This is a genomic window from Pedobacter sp. N36a (genome assembly GCF_014472395.1).
Taxonomy (GTDB): domain Bacteria; phylum Bacteroidota; class Bacteroidia; order Sphingobacteriales; family Sphingobacteriaceae; genus Pedobacter.
On record NZ_JACSZW010000002.1, the window covers coordinates 162,476 to 180,735 of the forward strand.

General features: G+C 42.0%; 18 protein-coding genes and 1 pseudogene. 13 read left to right on the plus strand and 6 right to left on the minus strand.

Annotated features, from left to right (window positions below):
• Window positions 1-118: 118 nt before the first annotated feature.
• Window positions 119-1,534, plus strand: coding sequence for a PLP-dependent aminotransferase family protein (locus H9X96_RS04475; RefSeq protein ID WP_187665138.1), 1,416 nt, complete (start codon window positions 119-121; stop codon window positions 1,532-1,534).
• 26 nt (window positions 1,535-1,560) lie between these two features.
• Here the strand turns inward: H9X96_RS04475 and H9X96_RS04480 are convergent, their stop codons facing one another.
• From H9X96_RS04480 to H9X96_RS04490, 3 genes are read right to left on the minus strand one after another with little or no spacing between them, the layout of a single operon-like run.
• Window positions 1,561-1,941 carry a DUF2809 domain-containing protein gene (locus H9X96_RS04480; protein WP_187665139.1) on the minus strand — a complete coding sequence of 127 codons (381 nt, stop codon included), beginning with the start codon at window positions 1,939-1,941 and terminating at the stop codon, window positions 1,561-1,563.
• 25 nt (window positions 1,942-1,966) lie between these two features.
• Window positions 1,967-2,560 carry a pentapeptide repeat-containing protein gene (locus H9X96_RS04485; protein ID WP_187665140.1) on the minus strand — a complete coding sequence of 198 codons (594 nt, stop codon included), beginning with the start codon at window positions 2,558-2,560 and terminating at the stop codon, window positions 1,967-1,969.
• Window positions 2,561-2,585: 25 nt separating this feature from the next.
• On the minus strand, window positions 2,586-3,134 hold the full coding sequence (locus tag H9X96_RS04490) for a TetR/AcrR family transcriptional regulator (RefSeq protein WP_187665141.1): 549 nt from the start codon (window positions 3,132-3,134) through the stop codon (window positions 2,586-2,588).
• Window positions 3,135-3,224: 90 nt separating this feature from the next.
• Here H9X96_RS04490 and H9X96_RS04495 point away from each other — a divergent pair, with 90 nt between their 5' ends.
• Complete coding sequence (locus tag H9X96_RS04495) at window positions 3,225-3,485, plus strand: hypothetical protein (RefSeq protein ID WP_187665142.1); 261 nt, start codon at window positions 3,225-3,227, stop codon at window positions 3,483-3,485.
• An 18-nt stretch (window positions 3,486-3,503) separates the two neighbouring features.
• Here H9X96_RS04495 and H9X96_RS04500 read toward each other — a convergent pair whose 3' ends face one another.
• Entirely contained in the window at window positions 3,504-4,055 is a 552-nt protein-coding gene (locus tag H9X96_RS04500; protein ID WP_187665143.1) for a hypothetical protein, read from the minus strand.
• Window positions 4,056-4,091: 36 nt separating this feature from the next.
• Here H9X96_RS04500 and H9X96_RS04505 point away from each other — a divergent pair, with 36 nt between their 5' ends.
• The 11 genes and pseudogenes from H9X96_RS04505 (at window position 4,092) to H9X96_RS04550 (ending at window position 17,087) form a co-directional block, all read left to right on the plus strand.
• The gene (locus tag H9X96_RS04505; RefSeq protein WP_187665144.1) at window positions 4,092-4,478 is read left to right on the plus strand and encodes a hypothetical protein; all 387 of its coding nucleotides are present in this window, start codon (window positions 4,092-4,094) and stop codon (window positions 4,476-4,478) included.
• Between the two features lie 110 nt (window positions 4,479-4,588).
• The gene (locus H9X96_RS04510) at window positions 4,589-4,969 is read left to right on the plus strand and encodes a hypothetical protein (RefSeq protein ID WP_187665145.1); all 381 of its coding nucleotides are present in this window, start codon (window positions 4,589-4,591) and stop codon (window positions 4,967-4,969) included.
• A 79-nt stretch (window positions 4,970-5,048) separates the two neighbouring features.
• A complete protein-coding gene (locus H9X96_RS04515) occupies window positions 5,049-8,816 on the plus strand; it encodes a CusA/CzcA family heavy metal efflux RND transporter (protein ID WP_370576709.1) in 3,768 nt (1,255 codons plus the stop codon).
• A 21-nt stretch (window positions 8,817-8,837) separates the two neighbouring features.
• Window positions 8,838-9,380 (plus strand): annotated as a pseudogene (locus tag H9X96_RS23060) (TolC family protein); the annotation flags it as partial.
• Window position 9,381: 1 nt separating this feature from the next.
• Window positions 9,382-10,518 (plus strand): efflux RND transporter periplasmic adaptor subunit, encoded by a 1,137-nt coding sequence (locus tag H9X96_RS04520; RefSeq protein WP_187665146.1) that lies wholly within the window; start codon window positions 9,382-9,384, stop codon window positions 10,516-10,518.
• 198 nt (window positions 10,519-10,716) lie between these two features.
• On the plus strand, window positions 10,717-12,102 hold the full coding sequence (lpdA, locus tag H9X96_RS04525) for a dihydrolipoyl dehydrogenase (RefSeq protein WP_187665147.1): 1,386 nt from the start codon (window positions 10,717-10,719) through the stop codon (window positions 12,100-12,102).
• Window positions 12,103-12,864: an ABC transporter ATP-binding protein gene (locus H9X96_RS04530; protein ID WP_187665148.1), complete on the plus strand. Its 762-nt coding sequence runs from the start codon at window positions 12,103-12,105 to the stop codon at window positions 12,862-12,864.
• The gene (locus H9X96_RS04535) at window positions 12,857-14,431 is read left to right on the plus strand and encodes an ABC transporter permease/substrate-binding protein (protein ID WP_187665149.1); all 1,575 of its coding nucleotides are present in this window, start codon (window positions 12,857-12,859) and stop codon (window positions 14,429-14,431) included. The genes H9X96_RS04530 and H9X96_RS04535 overlap by 8 nt, the downstream gene beginning before the upstream one ends.
• On the plus strand, window positions 14,431-15,582 hold the full coding sequence (gene egtB / locus H9X96_RS04540) for an ergothioneine biosynthesis protein EgtB (RefSeq protein WP_187665150.1): 1,152 nt from the start codon (window positions 14,431-14,433) through the stop codon (window positions 15,580-15,582). The genes H9X96_RS04535 and egtB overlap by 1 nt, the downstream gene beginning before the upstream one ends.
• Before the next feature lies 1 nt (window position 15,583).
• Window positions 15,584-16,561, plus strand: coding sequence for an L-histidine N(alpha)-methyltransferase (egtD, locus tag H9X96_RS04545; RefSeq protein WP_187665151.1), 978 nt, complete (start codon window positions 15,584-15,586; stop codon window positions 16,559-16,561).
• Window positions 16,562-16,712: 151 nt separating this feature from the next.
• Window positions 16,713-17,087, plus strand: a complete 375-nt coding sequence (locus tag H9X96_RS04550) for a hypothetical protein (protein WP_187665152.1) — start codon at window positions 16,713-16,715, stop codon at window positions 17,085-17,087.
• 58 nt (window positions 17,088-17,145) lie between these two features.
• Here H9X96_RS04550 and H9X96_RS04555 read toward each other — a convergent pair whose 3' ends face one another.
• Both H9X96_RS04555 and H9X96_RS04560 read right to left on the minus strand, forming a co-directional pair.
• The gene (locus H9X96_RS04555) at window positions 17,146-17,841 is read right to left on the minus strand and encodes a DUF421 domain-containing protein (RefSeq protein WP_187665153.1); all 696 of its coding nucleotides are present in this window, start codon (window positions 17,839-17,841) and stop codon (window positions 17,146-17,148) included.
• A gap of 62 nt (window positions 17,842-17,903) precedes the next feature.
• Window positions 17,904-18,260 (minus strand): PleD family two-component system response regulator, encoded by a 357-nt coding sequence (locus tag H9X96_RS04560; RefSeq protein ID WP_222943827.1) that lies wholly within the window; start codon window positions 18,258-18,260, stop codon window positions 17,904-17,906.

The following is an 18,260-nucleotide window of genomic DNA, read 5'->3' on the forward strand; positions in this document are numbered from 1 at the left end:
TTGTTTTTTGTAATTTTACAGGGCACAGTATGTGCAAGCTAAAAGCCTCCATGATCTAACAGGCTGCAGCATATAAATACAGCCTACAAGAAAAGTTACCGCATAGCAAATGGCTCAAATGAAAAAGGAATCTTTATACCTTAAAATTGCAAAAGTGATGGAGGAGCAGATTGCAACTGAGACCCTAAAATTAGGGGACAAGCTGCCGTCGATCCGTATGGTTCAAAAACTCTATAATGTCAGTATAAATACAGCTAAGCAAGCCTATTTAGAACTGGAAAGTAAATCACTGATTGAACCAAGATCTAAATCCGGTTATTTTGTGAGCAAGGCTTCTATGCGGAAGTTTTCCTTGCCATCTGTAGGTAAAATGAAAAAATCCAATCAGGAAAAGGAGCCCGTAGATCTAATCAGTAAGGTCTTTAATACCTTGAATGATAAAGAAATTACCCAGTTTTCGTTGGGTGTTCCTGCGAATAGTATGCTGCCGATTGCAAAATTAAACAAAGGGGTGATCAGTGCCATTCGGAGAATGGAAGATGGAGGAACGGCATACGAGCCGGTAGAGGGGAGTACCAACCTGAGAAGAACCCTTGCCAAATGGTCATTTGTATTGGAAGGCAAGCTGAGCGAGCATGATATCATTACCACATCTGGTGCGATGAATGCGATCTTTAACTGTTTAATGGCGGTGACCAAGCCTGGTGATACCGTTGCTGTGGAAAGCCCTGTATATTTTGGGATTCACCAGATTATAAAATCGCTGGGCCTAAAAGCGATTGAAATCCCTACGCACCCGGTTACAGGAATAGACTTAGAAGCGGTGAAGAAAGTACTGCCACGACTAAATGCCTGCTGCTTCATCAGTAATTTCAGCAATCCACTAGGTTGCCTGATGCCCGATGAACACAAAAAGGAACTGGTGAGGATGCTGACGGAGTATGATATTCCACTGATCGAGGATGATCTTTATGGTAATTTATTCTTCGGTACGGAGCGACCAAAACCCTGTAAATACTATGATGAAGCTGGTATTGTGATGTGGTGCGGTTCTGTATCTAAAACATTAGCTCCTGGATATCGGGTAGGCTGGGTGGCCCCTGGGAAGTATAAAGAAAAGATCATCAGGCAAAAGTTAGTTCAAACGATCTCTACGCCTTCAATGTATCAGGAAGTGATCGCTGATTTCATGGAGCATGGTGGGTATGACCATCATTTGCGTACGCTGAGAAGTAAACTTTATACCAATTGCCTTAAATATCAGGGGGCAATTGAAGCGTATTTTCCTTACAATACCAAAATATCACAGCCTCAAGGTGGTTTTATGCTTTGGCTGGAATTAGATAAGAAAATAGATACGGCTGAATTATTTGACCAGGCGATCAAGCAAAAGATCAGCTTTGCTCCCGGCAGGATGTTCACGCAATACCACCAATACAACAACTGTATGCGGTTAAACTTTGCTTTGGACTGGAATGATAAACTCGAGTCCGACATCAAACGCTTAGGTCGATTGGTCAAAGCAATCCTCTAAAAGCATCAGAAATCAGTCGAATAGACTTATTTTCTAAATCTCTGAGATAGCAGTAAGCAAACTAGTGTACCTGCTGTATAAGCAAGCAGGTCTGTCCATAGAAAGCCGCGACCCAGCACCAATGCGCCAAAAGTGTTGTTCCTTATCTGGTTGATCCATGGCGCATTGTAGAGCTGACTAAATTCAATCAGAAAACATATGGATAAGCTGATGAGCCCAATTTTTCGGTAATCTGCATGAATGAGCAGGAATTTGACCATTAAGAATATCATCACTGCATATAATGCGTCACCTATGATGGCTGGTATCAGCGTCGTTTTCCTGGAGAGTAGCCCTGCAATGATGACGATAACGATCCATAGGCCGCAGATGAGCCGTCTTTTATAGTTGCTGTTTTGTAATTTCATACCCATTGTAAAGAACGGTATTTTCCTAATGATCGAAGCTAATGTCCAGGTTATACTGATACAGTAACCCCGCAAGGTTCATCGAAGAAAATTTTGCCTGTTTTACCTTGTTCACTGCAGGATCCAGGCTGAAGTTTCTTGCCGTACGGAAATCTGCTTTTTCCAGGATAGACCTGACAAATGTGGCTCCTGAAAGGTCACAATTGTGGAATGTACTGGAAGTTAAATCGGCCTCTTCAAAATCAGTTTCTTTAAGTGAGCAATCTGTGAATTTGGTTTTACGCAGTTTAGTGCCGTAAAATGTAGAGTAATCCAGGTGACATTGCTCAAACTCGAAAGAAAACAAGAACTTATTGCATTTAGAAAAGTCGATGCCCAGCACTTTGCAGCCGCTGAAAGTAACGTCTTTAAATCCAGTACCCCTGACCACTGTCAGTGAGAAATTACACTGTTTAAACTGACAATCCATAAAGTCATTGCGACTTAAATCACTTTTCGAGAAGTCACAGTTTACAAACTCACATCGTATAAATTCTCTGTTCTCTAATCGTTTCTCTGCATAATTGATGGCAGTAAATGTTTTGTCCTCATGGACGATAGCTTCATTTGAATCGTTCATCTTGTGTTGATAATGGGGGCTGTGTTTACAGCTGGGCTAATTTATCTATGATTTGGTGTTTCTTCTGCTCGCTGATGTTGTAAAAGCCAAGGTTATCCGCGTACCACAAGCCATCAGTCACTAACATAATGATCAGGTTGTTGAGCGCTAAGTCTTCCGCATTGCCTCCGGAAATATGCGCTTCAAAAGAATCCTGCCACATTTTTTTGTATTTGTCGTTGAACAGCGCGGCCTTTAAGATCACTTTCATCGTTCTTCTATAATGAAGATCATTACTCTTCTTGACCACGAAACGAAGAAATGCCATAGCTGGAAGTTCATCATTAGTGCTTTTTTTTGTTTCCGAAAGCCAGTCTGTCAATTCCAGAAGACTCAGTTTTACCAGTTCTTCCAGCAACTCTTCCTTATTGCGGAAATGATGTATAATGCCTCCTTTACTCAATCCTGTTAGATCAGCAATGGCTTGGAAAGTCACCTGATTCCAGTCGGCGCCTGCGCCAATTTGGGCAGCAGTCTCCAGGATCAGCTGTCGGTTCAGCTCAGGCTCTTTCTTTCTTTTATAAGGGTTATCCATTCAGCAAAGATACCGAACAGTTGGTTTGTTTACAAATTATTTAATACATTTGACACACCTACAGGGCAGTATATTATAAAAATCAGAAATATGTCTAGCTACATTATCATCTTATCCAGTACCATTGACAGCCCAGTTGATCTGCAAAATATTGAGCAGGTGATCACAGGTTTTTCGGAAGTATTATCCTGGTCTGTGGATCTTGAAGACTGTGATAAAATATTGCGCCTGTCTTGTACCAGGGACATTGGCGCTGAATTAATGAACGTGTTTAGCCAGGCATCAGTAAATGCGGCACTGTTGGAAGTTTTTGACGAACAGGGGAGGTCTATTACTGCAGAAGTTAGTTAGTCATGCGAAGCCATCAGTTTAAGCATGCTTCTCCATCAACTCTTTGGCTACGTTTTTAATAAACAAGTAATTTATCGTTCCACCAATTACTCCGCCTACTACCGGTATCAAACGGCGACTGACTTTGGAGCCTAAGCTCATGAAAATCTTCTCTGCCACTTCTTCCATAATGTTTTTACTCAATACCAATTTGGTATCGGCTTTCACAGAGGAAGCTACAATCTTGAAAAAGTCTTCAAAACTGATCTTAGATTTTCCGGTATGGTGATAGGATATCGCTAATGTGACGCGAAATTGCTGGGTGATAATGTTGATCATATCCACTGGAGTTCCAATCAGCATGGTACTGATACCGCCTACTCCGGTAATTAATCCAGAGCCTGCCGCCAAATACGCGCATTGATTGATAAACTTATCGATGCCAAGCGTGTCCACACCTTTTTTTATGTTTAACTGATCTATCCTACTGAAAATCTGCTTAAAACCTCCTGTGGCTAGGTTGCTTAAACCTTGTCCTACATCTTTCTTTACTTTTTTAAAGTTAATCCGCTTAATCGAGGGTAAGTTCATAGTTATTAATTTGATAAATAACACTGTACTACTTTCATGCCAGAGCTGAAATGTCGGGTCTATTATTTATCTAACCCATTACTTATCTTTTTTAGTGAGGAGCGTACCATTGGAAGCTATACTTTTACCATCAACAACCTGCTTTTATTCATGACCATCATGGCCACCTCAGTCATCATCTCTAAAGTAGTATCTTTTTTTGTGGCGGATCGTGAGGTGGCAAATCATAAATTAGGTCGTCAGGGAATAGGCAGCTGGCTACTGCTGGTACGTATTTCGATCTTGTGTATCGGCTTTTTTTTAGGGGTTGCCGCGGCAGGAATACCGGTAGACCGGATTACTATTGTTTTATGGGCATTAGGTGTAGGAATTGGCTTTGGCCTTCCCATTTGCTCAGCAGGAAATTTTCATTCGAAATTTTGATCAAAACACGGAGAAGGAAGGATAAGTCCTGTAAAATCAGGATTTTTTTACATGAAATTGTTACCGGTTTTTTCTTTTTTAGGAGCAAAGAAACCAATACATTTGCGGAGTTGAAGAAGCACGTATCCATATTTGTAACTATAGTCCTCCTCATTTTTTCTACCGGATTGCAGGAATTAATCAAACTGCCCTTACTTTTTCAACACTACTTTGAGCACAAGGCTTTAAATGAGGATATTAGCTTTTCTGTGTATCTTTTTGACCATTACAATTCTATTCCCCATACGGATAACGACGAAGACCGTGACAATCAATTGCCCTTTAAATCGATTGATAAAAACTCCATTTTAACTAGCCCGGCAACTCCGCCATTCCACAAATACACCATAAAAGCATTTAGTGCTTTATTAAAATTAAATCCGGTGATCTATCACGATGACCATATTCCTTATGCCTACCTGGATACCATCTGGCAACCACCAAAAGTTTGATTTATGCTACTAAGCCAGAGAAATAACCTCTTGGTTTAGCTTTTATTGTTAGAAGAATAAATTATAATACAATCTTTTTATGTTGAATAAAATCATTGGGTTTTCTGTAAAGAATAAACTCATAGTGGCGCTATTTACTATTGCGCTGGTTATCTACGGTATTTTTGAATTGACAAAACTGCCAGTAGATGCAGTACCTGATATTACGAATAATCAGGTGCAGATCATCACCACAGCGCCTTCTTATGGCGCAACAGATATTGAAAGGCTGGTTACTTTTCCGGTAGAACAGGCGAGTAGCAATATCGCAGGGATTAAGGAAATCCGAAGTTACAGTCGTTTCGGACTTTCCCTGGTTACCTTAGTTTTTAATGATGATGTAGATGTTTATTGGGCTCGTCAACAAGTTTCAGAACGTTTGCTGACCGTGCAGGCTAGTATTCCTGATGGAATTGGAAAGCCGGAAATGGGACCTATTTCTACCGGACTCGGAGAGATTTACCAATATGTATTGAAGCCCAAAAAGGGCTATGAAAGCAAATACGACATTACCGAACTGCGTACCCTTCAGGATTGGATGGTGAGGCGACAGTTGTTAGGCGTAAAAGGCGTAGCTGAAGTGAGCAGTTTTGGAGGTAAACTGAAGCAATATGAGGTGGCCATCAATCCTAATAAACTACAGGCACATGGGATTACCATTGCTGATGTGTTTAATGCGTTAGAAAGCAACAACCAGAATACCGGTGGTTCCTATATAGAAAAGCAGTCGTCCGTAAGCTATATCAGAAGTGAAGGATTGATCGAAAATAAAGACGACATCGAGAATGTAGTCATCAAAAACAAGAATAACAATGTGCCTTTATTGGTTCGCGATGTTGCCGAAGTAAAAATCGGTTCAGCAACCAGATATGGTGCTTTAATCTATAATGATGAAGGTGAGGTTTCCGGCGGAATTGTCATGATGCTGAAAGGCGCCAACAGTAATGTAGTGATCGAGAGCATCAAAGCGAAAATTTCGGAGATTCAAAAGTCCTTACCAGAAGGAGTAGTCATAGAACCATTCCTGGATCGTACAGATATGGTGAGCAATGCGATTGATACGGTAAAAACGAACCTGATGGAAGGGGCATTGATCGTGATCTTTGTATTGGTTTTGTTCTTAGGAAATGTGCGTGCAGGGCTATTGGTGGCCTCTGTGATTCCATTGTCCATGCTTTTTGCCATCATCATGATGAATTTGTTTGGCGTAAGCGGCAACCTGATGAGCCTTGGCGCGCTGGATTTTGGGTTGATTGTAGATGGTGCGGTGATTATTGTGGAAGCAGTGATGCACCAGCTAACTCATAGCAAGAAATTTGCCGGACTAAGAACCTTATCCCAGCAGGAAATGGATAAAGAAGTGAAAAGTGCTTCTTCTAAAATGATGAACAGTGCGGTATTCGGGCAGATCATCATTCTGATTGTGTACCTGCCGATTTTCAGCTTACAGGGGATTGAAGGAAAGATGTTTAAGCCAATGGCACAAACGGTCGCTTTTGCATTGTTGGGGGCCTTTATTCTGTCGCTAACCTATATTCCTATGGTGAGCAGTGTGTTTTTAAGCAAAAAAATCAGCGATAAAAAGAACTTCTCTGATCGCCTTATGGCAAGTATAGAAGCGGGTTATAGTAAAATATTGACTAAGGCATTGGCGATTCCAAAACTGATACTGAGTGTAGTGGTCCTCCTGTTCGTGTTTGCAGTGTTTTTATTGACAAGACTAGGCGGCGAGTTTATCCCTTCTATTGAAGAAGGAGATTATGCGGTAGAAACCCGGGTTCTTTCTGGAAGCAGTTTAAACACTACCATTGAAAATGTACAAAAAGTATCTGCGATTCTCAAATCCAGGTTTCCGGAAGTAAAAAACATCGTGACTAAAATAGGCAGCAGTGAAGTGCCTACAGAGCCGCTGCCAATGGATATGGGCGATATGATCATCAACCTGAAGAAGAAAAGTGAATGGACTTCTGCGAATTCCTTTGATGAGCTGTCGGAGAAAATGAGCAAAGCAGCGTCGGAGGTTCCAGGGGTAACCACGAGTTTCCAGTTTCCTGTTCAGATGCGTTTTAATGAACTGATGACGGGGGCCAGGCAAGATGTAGTGTGTAAGATTTATGGCGAGAACCTGGATACTTTGAGTGTGTACGCTAAGAAATTGGGGAATATTGTGAGAAGTGTAGAAGGGACTACGGAGCATTATGTAGAACAGATCAGCGGAACTCCTCAAATCGTGATTAAATACAACAGGCCGGCAATTGCGCAATATGGATTGAACATTTCTGACATCAATAGAAACATCAATGCGGCTTTTGCAGGACAAAGTACCGGTTTGGTTTTCGAAGGCGAGAAGCGTTTTGAGTTGGTGGTTCGGCTGGATAATGACAATAGGAAAGACCTGGCCGATGTGCAGCAGCTGCTGATTCCAACACCGGCAGGAAACCAGATTCCATTGAGTCAGGTGGCCACTGTAGCACTAGTGGATAGCCCAAGTCAGATACAAAGAGAAAACACGCAGAGAAGGGTGTTGGTAGGCTTTAACGTAAACGGACGCGATGTAGAAAGCATCGTGAATGAGCTGCAGGAAAAAGTTGAGCAGCAGATCAAATTGCCAGCGGGTTATACGGTAGCTTATGGAGGATCTTTTGAAAACCTGAATGAGGCCAAATCACGTTTGTCAGTAGCAGTTCCGGTTTCCCTGATCCTGATTTTCCTATTGTTATACTTTGCTTTTGACTCAATAAAATATGGACTATTGATCTATACAGCCATTCCATTATCGGCAATTGGCGGGATTTTTCTGCTGGCAATGAGAGGTATGACTTTCAGTATCAGCGCAGGAGTAGGCTTTATCGCCTTATTTGGCATAGCGGTGTTAAATGGAATTGTATTGGTTGCAGAGTTCAACCGCATTAAAAAATCAGGGGAAACAGATATGAAAAATGTAGTGATGCAGGGCACGATGACCAGATTAAGACCGGTATTGATGACTGCTTTTGTAGCTTCTTTGGGCTTCTTGCCAATGGCATTGAGTAATGGCGCCGGTGCTTCTGTACAAAGACCACTGGCTACAGTAGTGATCGGAGGATTGATGATTGCCACATTGCTGACACTCTTTGTGCTGCCGATCTTATATGTTGCTGTAGAAAAAGGGATTAAGCCTGGTAAGCATAGCAAAACTGTAGTTACGGTGATCCTGCTGTTTTTTGCTTTCAGCCCTGCGATTGCACAAAAGCCAATTGGCTTGCAGGAGGCATTGGATAGTGCTGCAGCTGGAAATATGCTGTTGAAAGGCCAAAAGCTAAGGGCTGATCAAGCCAGGTTGCTGATTAAGACAGGGCTGGATATTCCTCAAACTAATCTGTCAGCTCAATATGGAAAGTTCAATAGTGCTTTAATTGATAATTCAGTTGGATGGAGTCAAAGTTTCAGCTTGCCAGCGGTTTATGGGCGACAAAAGCAAAGGTTAACGGAAGAGTGGAAGCTGAAATTGCTAGAGGTGGATTTAAAGCAGTCGGAGCTGAGAAAGATGACTACCTCCATGTTTTATGAACTCTTAGTAATTGCAGAGAAACAAGCCTTGTTGAAATCTATGGACAGTACTTATCGGGAGTTTCTTCGGATTGCTGCATTGAGGTTCAAAGCTGGAGAAACCAATATGCTGGAGAAGGCAAGTGCTGAAAATCAATTGACACAAATCAGCAGACAGCAGAAAGAGCTGCAAAAGGAGTTTAGTTTCCTCCAGCAGCAATTCCTTTTGCTGATCAATGCAGGCGAAATGCGATTGCCCCAAGCTGCCGCTTTTAAATAGGAATTTGAGGAGGCAGATCCGGCATTGCTCGAAAATCATCCGGTTTTGAGATTTCATCAGCAAGGAGAGCAGCTGGCCAAAAGCAGCATTAAAGTGGAGCAGTCAAAATTGCTTCCGGAACTCAGTTTAGGGTATCAGAATATGAGCCTGCAAGATGGCATCCGCTATGATCTGGGCTCCAGATTTCATTCGGTTCAGCTGGGTGTGGGTATTCCGATTTTTTCCGGCGCGCAAAACGCAAGGATTAAATCTGCAAGAGCACAGCAGGAGGTTGCAGCAGTCGAAACGGGTTACGCCCGGAAGCAGCTGCAGGCAGAGATGGAGGATGGCCTTCAGCAGCTGAAAAAGAACAAAGAAATCGTGCATGATTTCGAAGAGAATGCCCTGAAAAATGCCAGAGACATTACCGGAACGTTAAACAAGCAGCTGCAAAAAGGAGAGATCAATTACCTGGAATGGACCCTGTTAAACCAACAGGCTTTAACGCTCCGCATGGATTATCTGACCGCCGTTAGCAACCTGAACAATAGTATCATTCAATTGAATTACCTTTTATCAAAATAACATGAAATCTATCATTTTTAAATATTTGCCAGTATTATTGATCCCTGTACTTATTTACGGATGCAGCAGCAGTGCCCATGAGGAGTCTAAAGTAAAAACAAATACAGACGAAAGTATCGTTCAGCTGAGCCCCGAACAAGTAAAGCAAATTGATTTACAGCTTGCCGATGTGCAGCAAAAGGAGATCAGTACGGTGCTTAAACTCAACGGACAGATCGAAGTACCACCACAAAATCTGGTGTCCGTGAGTGTACCTTTAGGGGGCTACCTGAAGTCTACGCAGATGCTGCCGGGGACCAAAATCAGCAAAGGCCAGCTACTGGCTACGATCGAAGATCCGCAGTATATCCAGTTGCAGCAGGATTACCTGAGTACTAAAAATAAACTGGGTTTTGCACTGAAGGAATATAACAGGCAGCGGGAGCTCCATTCAGCGAGAGCTGGGAGTGATAAGGTTTTTCAACAAGCTGAAAATGAGTATAAAAATTTTAACATTGAAAGTAAAGCTTTAGCAGAGAAGCTGAGGTTGATTGGTCTTCATCCAGCTAAGCTTACTGAGGATAACATCAGCAGGACGATTGGTATTTACTCGCCAATCAATGGTTATGTGAGCAAGGTGAATGTGAATATCGGAAAATATGTGTTGCCTTCGGATGTGATTTTTGAATTGGTGAATCCGAATAATATTCACTTAAATCTGACTGTATTTGAGAAAGACCTGGGCAAGATTAAAATCGGTCAGCAGGTGATGGCTTACAGCAATGCAAGGCCTGATCAGCAATACCGCACAAAGGTGGCGCTGGTGAGCCATGCCTTAAATGAGGAAAGAAGTACAACCGTTCATTGTGATTTTGAGCAGTACGATCAAAAGCTGGTGCCAGGGATGTACATGAATGCTTCGGTACAAGTCAACAATGATAAAATAGATGCGCTGCCAGAGGATGCTTTTGTAAATTATGAGAACAAAGACTATGTTTTTCTGAGTAATGGCCCTCAGACTTTCAAGATGACGGAAGTGAAAAAAGGAATTACGGAAAAGGGTTATACCGCATTAAATTCAGATTTAAAAGGAAAGAAGATCGTGGTAAAAGGTGCTTATTCCCTATTGATGAAATTAAAAAATACGAGCGAAGAGTAAGTGTTTTTAAAAGATAACAGCAAGGCCAGCGTCTGGCCTTGCTGTTTATGCTGATCCTATTGAAATTCTTTCCGGAGATAAAGCGGGTTGAGTTTCCTCTTTTCTTAAGGGCAAAGCATCGATTCCTGCTGCAAACATTTGCGCTGATTAGTAGTTATATTAGTCAGTGTATTTATAAATCCATAAAAGCAGCAAGAAATGAAACATTACGATGCGATTATTATTGGAGCAGGGCAGGCTGGAGTACCATTGGCCAAAAAGTTAGCAGAAGCGGGTAAAAAGACCCTTATTGTAGAGAAACGATGGGTGGGTGGTACTTGTATCAATGATGGATGTACGCCAACGAAAACGATCATTGCTGCTGCCCATGTGGCGCATCAGGCCAGGCAGGCAGGTCGGCTCGGACTGGAAATTGATACGGTGAAGATTGACCTGAAAAAGATCATGAAAAGAAAGGATGAAATCGTTGATTCTTTCCGTACAGGTGCTAAAAAAGGTATTGAATCCACTAATGGCCTGGATCTAATCCATGGAGAGGCAACGTTTTCAGGGCTAAAGGAATTAAGGGTAAAGACTTCAGATGGAAAAGAACGCTTGTTTTCCGCAGATTGGATTTTTATCAATACTGGTGCAAGCGCAAAGATTCCAGCGCTTCCTGGCTTAACAAAAACAAACTACCTGACTTCCACTACTATTTTAGATTTAAAACAAATCCCAGCGCATCTCGTGGTGCTTGGCGGAAATTATATTGGATTGGAGTTTGCCCAGTTGTTTCATCGTTTTGGCAGCAAAGTAACTATTCTCGAAAAATCTTCCAGGATTGTGGGACGGGAAGATGAAGATGTTTCTTCAGCAATGACTGAAATATTAGAAGAAGAAGGACTGAAAGTCCTGACAAATATCACCATAGAAGAAGTCAAAGGCGCCCAGGGTGAATTAACGATTCAATTGAAAACTCCGGATGGAAAGAAAAATATTAAAGCCAGTCATCTTTTGCTGGCCATCGGCAGAACACCAAACACAGCTGCCTTAAACCTGGATATACCAGGTATAAAAACAGATAAAAACGGTTACATCCTGGTCAATGAAAAGCTGGAAACAAATGTGAAAGGTATTTATGCACTTGGGGATGTAAACGGAGGGCCGGCATTTACCCATATCGCCTACAATGATTATACGATTGTTTTCCGCAATTTGATGGAGCAAGGAAAACACAGTACCGCAGATCGACAAGTCCCTTACTGCATGTTTACTGATCCGCAGCTGGCCCGTGTAGGACTTTCTGAAACGGAAGCTAAGGCAAAAGGATTGGATTTTCTGGTGGCAAAAATTCCAATGACACAGGTGGCCAGAGGGATAGAAACAGGGCAGACTTTAGGCTTTATGAAAGCTATTGTAGACCCTAAGAGCAGTAAAATATTAGGCGCCTGCATGCTTGCTGCAGAAGGCGGTGAGGTGATGGCAGTACTGCAAATGGCCATGCAGGGCGGTATTACTGCCGATACGATCCGATATGGTGTGTTCGCACATCCCACATTCTCGGAGTCTTTAAATAACCTTTTTATGAATATGAAAGCACAATAAATGATTGAATTATTGAACGTCAGTAAGCGTTTTGGAGGTACGCCAGCGGTGAAAGAGGTTTCCCTTACCGTACAGGAAGGCGAGACGATGGTAATTCTAGGGACAAGCGGCTGTGGGAAAACCACTACACTCAAAATGATCAACCGCCTCATTGAACCAGACTCCGGAAAGATCCTCATCAATGGCCAGTCTGCTTCTGATGAAAAACCGGAAATGCTGCGTCGAAAAATCGGTTATGTGATGCAGAATATTGGCCTTTTTCCTCATTATACGGTTGCAGAGAATATTGCCGTCGTTCCCAAATTATTGAATTGGCCGGCCTTGCAGATTAAGCACCGGACGCATGAGCTGCTTGAAAAAATTCATTTATCTCCGGATTGCCTGACGCTGTTTCCTCATGAACTGAGTGGCGGACAACAGCAGCGGGTCGGTTTGGCGAGAGCATTGGTAGCCGATCCCGCAATTTTATTGATGGATGAGCCATTTGGTGCACTAGACAATGTGACCAGAACAAATATTCAGGTAGAATTTAAAGCTTTAGAAGAACTCAAACGGAAAACGATCGTTATGGTGACACACGATGTACAGGAAGCTTTTGAATTGGCCGATCGGATTTGTTTAATGAGCAAAGGGGAGATCGTTCAGATTGGTACGGCACAAGATCTGCTCTACAGGCCGGTTAATGATTTTGCACGCCAGTTTCTGGATGCCGGCCGTTTGGTACTTGAATTCTTATATCAAAACAAGGGTATCCATGGATGATCGCCAGCAAACCTTATGGAATTTCATGTGGGAGCAAAGGGATAAGCTCCTGAGTCAGACTTTAGAGCACCTTGGGCTTACTTTTACGGCGCTGATCCTGGCCATTGCCATTGGTCTTCCGCTGGGGATGTCTATTGCCCGGAAACGTAAATGGGCATCAGGTATTCTGGGTATCGCAGGTGTACTGCAAACCATTCCCAGTATTGCGCTGCTTGGTTTTATGATCCCATTATTAGGAATTGGTGCAAAACCGGCGATCGTAGCTTTGCTGGTATACGCGCTATTACCCATCATCCGAAACACTTTTACGGGCATCACAGGGGTAAGTACTGATGTGGTGGAAGCGGCAAATGCCTTGGGCATGAGTAAAAAGCAAGTGCTTTTGAAAGTCGAACTTCCATTGGCTATGCCAGTGATTCTGGCGGGAATCAGGACTGCAGCCGTCATTAATGTTGGAGTAGCCACACTGGCTTCTTTTATCGCCGCGGGTGGATTAGGAGAGTTTATTTTTGGTGGGATTTCACTGAACAACAGCAATATGATTTTGGCGGGTGCTATTCCAGCAGCTTTATTGGCCATTGTGATAGACTTTTCACTTTCCGGGCTTCAGCAACTGAATTTTAGGAAGCTTAAAAGACTAAGCTTTGCCGCGGTACTGCTGATCCTGTGTATGGCCGCATATGAATGCTGGCCTGCTGCTGCTGGTCCCCGTAAATTGACTGCAGGTTTTACACCTGAATTCATGGGCCGGCAAGACGGAAACTTGGGTTTAAAGTCTGTTTATGGATTAGAGATCCCAACAAGGGTAATCAGCGATGCGGTCATGTATAAAGCGGCTTATGAAAAGGACTTAGATGTGATCAGTGGATACTCCACCGACGGGCGTTTAAAAGCCTTTGATCTGGTAGTTTTGAAAGATGATAAGGGAATATTTCCGCCTTATGATGCGGTACCTATCATTAGACAAGCAGCTTTAGAGAAATTTCCGAAGCTAGAGGAAGTGCTGAATCTTTTGGCTGGAAAGATTAACGATGCTACTATGATTTCCTTAAATTACCGTACAGATTATCTGAAACAGAGCCCTGAACGGGTGGCGAAAGACTTTTTACTGGCAGTAGGTCTGTATAAAAATCCTAGAGGTGGAAATGGAGCGCTGGTCAGGATTGGTTCAAAAATATTTGGCGAACAATATATTCTTGCTCAGATTTATCGAATGCTGATAGAAGGTAATACCGACTATCAGGTGGCTACAAAATCTGGGTTGGGTGGTACAAAAATCTGCTTTGACGCATTGGTAAATGATCAGATTGATTTTTATCCGGAATATACTGGTACCGGTTTATTGGTGTTGTTGAACCCAGATCAGTCCGTTTTGAAAAGTGTGGGGCAAGATAAAAAGATGGTATATGATTATGTAAATAAAACCTTTCAGCAGCAATATAAGATCAAATGGCTTAATCCGATAGGTTTTAATAATTCTTATGCCTTAATGATGAGAGAAAAACAATCGAAAGCACTAGGTGTTAATACCATTACAAAACTTAAAAACTACTTAGACACCAATTAATGATATTATCGGAAAAGTACCTGCAGATTAGAAAACACTCTGAACAGATTTGCGAACCCTTGGAGACCGAAGATTATGTAGTTCAGCCCATTGTAGATGTAAGTCCACCTAAATGGCATCTTGGCCATACCACCTGGTTTTTTGAGACGTTCATTTTAAAGCCTTTTTCACCTGGTTATCAATTGTATAACGATGCTTATGATTATGTCTTCAACAGCTACTATGAAACGATAGGAAATAGGGTAATCCGTACGGATAGAGGGAATTTGAGCCGTCCTGGAGTAAAAGCAATTTATCAATATCGGGCTTATGTAGACCAAGCTATGCTTCGTTTATTAGAAAATTCGCTAAGCGAAGAGGTCGAAGAATTACTGTTTCTAGGTTTCAACCATGAACAGCAGCATCAGGAGCTTTTGCTGACGGATATTAAATATATTCTGGGAAATAATCCACTCTTTCCCGCTTATCATCCTGAGGTAAAAGAAAGCAATGCCCTTCAATCGAAAACGCGCGAAATGATTGGTATAGCAGAGGGCGTGTATGAGGTCGGTCATACCGGAACATCATTCTGCTTTGACAATGAATTAGGGCTCCATAAGGTTTATTTACAGCCATTCTCTATCAGCTCAAATCTGGTGAGCAATGTAGAATACCTTGAATTTATAAACAGTGGAGGTTATCAGAATTTTGAGTACTGGCATGCGGAAGGCTGGGACTGGTTAAACAACAACCAAGTAAATGCGCCAATGTATTGGCATTTAATAGATGGCGAATGGCATCGTTATACCCTTTCAGGTTTGAAACCACTGGATCTTCAGGAGCCGGTTACCCATATCAGTTATTATGAAGCTTACGCTTACGCCAGCTGGGCCGGCCTGCGATTGCCTACAGAATTTGAGTGGGAAGTGGCTGCACAAGCTTTCAACTGGGGACAGCGCTGGGAATGGACCGAAAGTGCCTACCTGCCTTACCCAGGTTTTAGTAAAGCACCAGGTGCAATTGGAGAGTATAATGGCAAGTTTATGGTGCAGCAGAAAGTGCTCCGAGGCGCTTCTATTGCCACACCTGAAGGACATAGCAGAATCAGTTACAGGAATTTTTTTCATCCACATTTAAGGTGGCAGTTTACAGGCTTACGACTTGCCAAATAATATGATTAGAAACAAAACAGCAGTACAAGACATAGCAGAAGTTCAATTCATGCAGGATGTTTTAACAGGATTACAAGCTAGCCCAAAATTCATGCAGGCTAAATATTTTTATGATCAAAAGGGTGATTTTCTTTTTCAAAAGATCATGAAATTGGAAGAGTATTACGTCACGAATGCAGAAATGGACATTCTGTCTAAACAAAGCGGAGCTATTGCAGACCTGATTACAGCAGAAAACACCGCTTTTGACCTGATAGAGCTCGGTGCAGGAGATGCGACAAAATCTATTCACCTGCTGAAAGAACTGAGCACTAGGAAATTGGAATTCAGCTATCTGCCCATAGATATTTCTGCAGGAATGATCAGTCATCTGGAAAATCATTTGCCGAGAACCTTGCCGGGATTGGTGGTAACCGGCTTGAATGGTGATTATTTCGAAATGCTGCAAAAAGGCACTGCACTTTCCAGCCGCAGGAAAGTCGTATTGTTTATGGGCGCTAATATTGGTAATATGGAAGTTGCAGAAGCCGAGGATTTCTGCAGCACGCTGAGGGCCTCCTTATCTAAAGGTGATATTCTGATCATTGGTTTTGACCTGAAAAAAGATCCAAAGCAGGTATTGGCGGCCTATAATGATGCGCAGGGGATTACTGCGGCCTTCAACCTCAATCTGCTCAGTCGAATTAACAGAGAATTGAATGCTGACTTTGAATTGGATGCTTTTGAGCATTATCCTTTTTATGATCCTGAATCAGGTGCTTGTAAAAGTTATCTGATCAGCTTAAAATCGCAAGAAGTTCGGGTTGGAACCGAAGCGCTCTTTCATTTTGAAGCCTATGAGCCTATTTATATGGAAATCTCACAGAAATACTCCCTTCAAGAGATAGAAAAGATGGCTGCTGCAACAGGATTCCAATTTAACCAGCGCTTTTTTGATGAGCACAATTATTTCGTTGATGCGGTCTGGACGGTAGTTTGATTTATAAAAAAAGCAATAGCATTCTACGTTGGTTCCTTTTTAACCATGTTTCTAAAACTATTCTCTGTGATTAAAGGCTTTTAAATGGGGTTTTGTCTGTTTTGGCACGGGCTTTGTAACTGTTGTGTTACAAATAAAAACACATTTTAATATGAAAAAAGCAATTAGAATTTTCAGTTTACTATTCATCGCTACGACGATCTTGATCGCCTGTAAGAAAGACAAAGATCCAGCAGAATCTGACTTCTTTGTAGGCACGTATAACGGTTCAGTTTCTTACCTGAAAGATGGTAACTTAACCAAGAGCTCAGACGGAAAAGTGACGGTGAGTAAAGTAGGAGAGACCTACAATTTTTATTTTGGTAATAGTATTCCTGATATCACAGGTGTGAAATTTGAAAAATCAGGAGATAATAGTTATGTAAGTATCGGCAGTGGCTTAACTGGTATTAAGATTGATGCCAGTACCCTAAAAATGCTGGTGACCAGAGATGGAGCTACCTGGACTGCAGATTGCACTAGGTAATCAATTATAACAAAGACGGCCGCATCGTGATTTCATGATGCGGCTTTTTTTATGCTTTCTATTTTATTCTAAGCGGATTTATGGCCTTTATCCAGGATTCATGCTGGCATTTGATGCAGGAATGCTTTAAAGATTGATTTAGCTCCTCCACATTACCGCAGAAGGCACAGGCGTATATTCCCGGTGTAGGGATGACTTTGTGACAATCGTCAAAGAGTTCGGGTAATATAGGAAGGCCATATTTAACCTTTTCATCTGAAAAGTAGTAAATACTAAGGTTGCCAGAGGTTTCTAGAATAACAGATTCTACTTGTCCGAGGTGAGAGATGCTCTGCTGACGCATTTCCGAGAAAAATTCATCATAAGCAAGTCCTTCTTTTCCAAAATCTTTAATTGAAAACTCCCCGTCTTTAATCAGGTAAACGCAGGTTCCTTCAATCAGGTCATCCATCTTTTTACTTCTGGCCATCAAAAAGGTAGTCATTCGATAGGCACTTACAATGACCGCAAAGATCAGTACGGGTACGAGTAATCCTATTTCTTTGTAAAACATCGGGTCGCCAGCTGCAGAGCCCAGGGAAATGATTACAACTAGTTCAAAAACAGAGAGTTGTTTTACGCCCCGTTTGCCCAGTAATCGCAAGCCGATTAAAATGATAAAGTACATGATGAAGGTACGCAGGCAGATCTCTACCATGAATTCCCAATCTGCCTCTCCAATTAGAAATTTAGTCCAGTCGATGTTTAAAAGCATTGGTGATACAAATAAGGTTTAAATATATGTTCTAAACTATAAAAAGTCCGGTACGATAAGTTTTATGTGCTGATTAAACTTTCAATTTTCTGGAGCAGCAGCTGCATTTCGAAAGGTTTTGCCATAAAATCATCAGCTCCGCTATCCATTGCAGATGTTTTGATCTCCCTGCTGGCAGAAATCATTAGAATTGGAATGTTTTTAGTTACAGGATCGGCTTTCAGCTGCCTGCATATATCCCGGCCATCGATACCTGAAAGCCAGATATCAAGGATTAAAAGATCTGGAATGGGTTTTATCTCTTCTAAAATGGCAGACCCATTTAAAGTAAAGGCAACATTATAGCCCATTAGCTCCAGCATCAAACTCGTTGCATCAACTATTGCGGCATCATCATCTGCTATAAATATTTTTTTCAT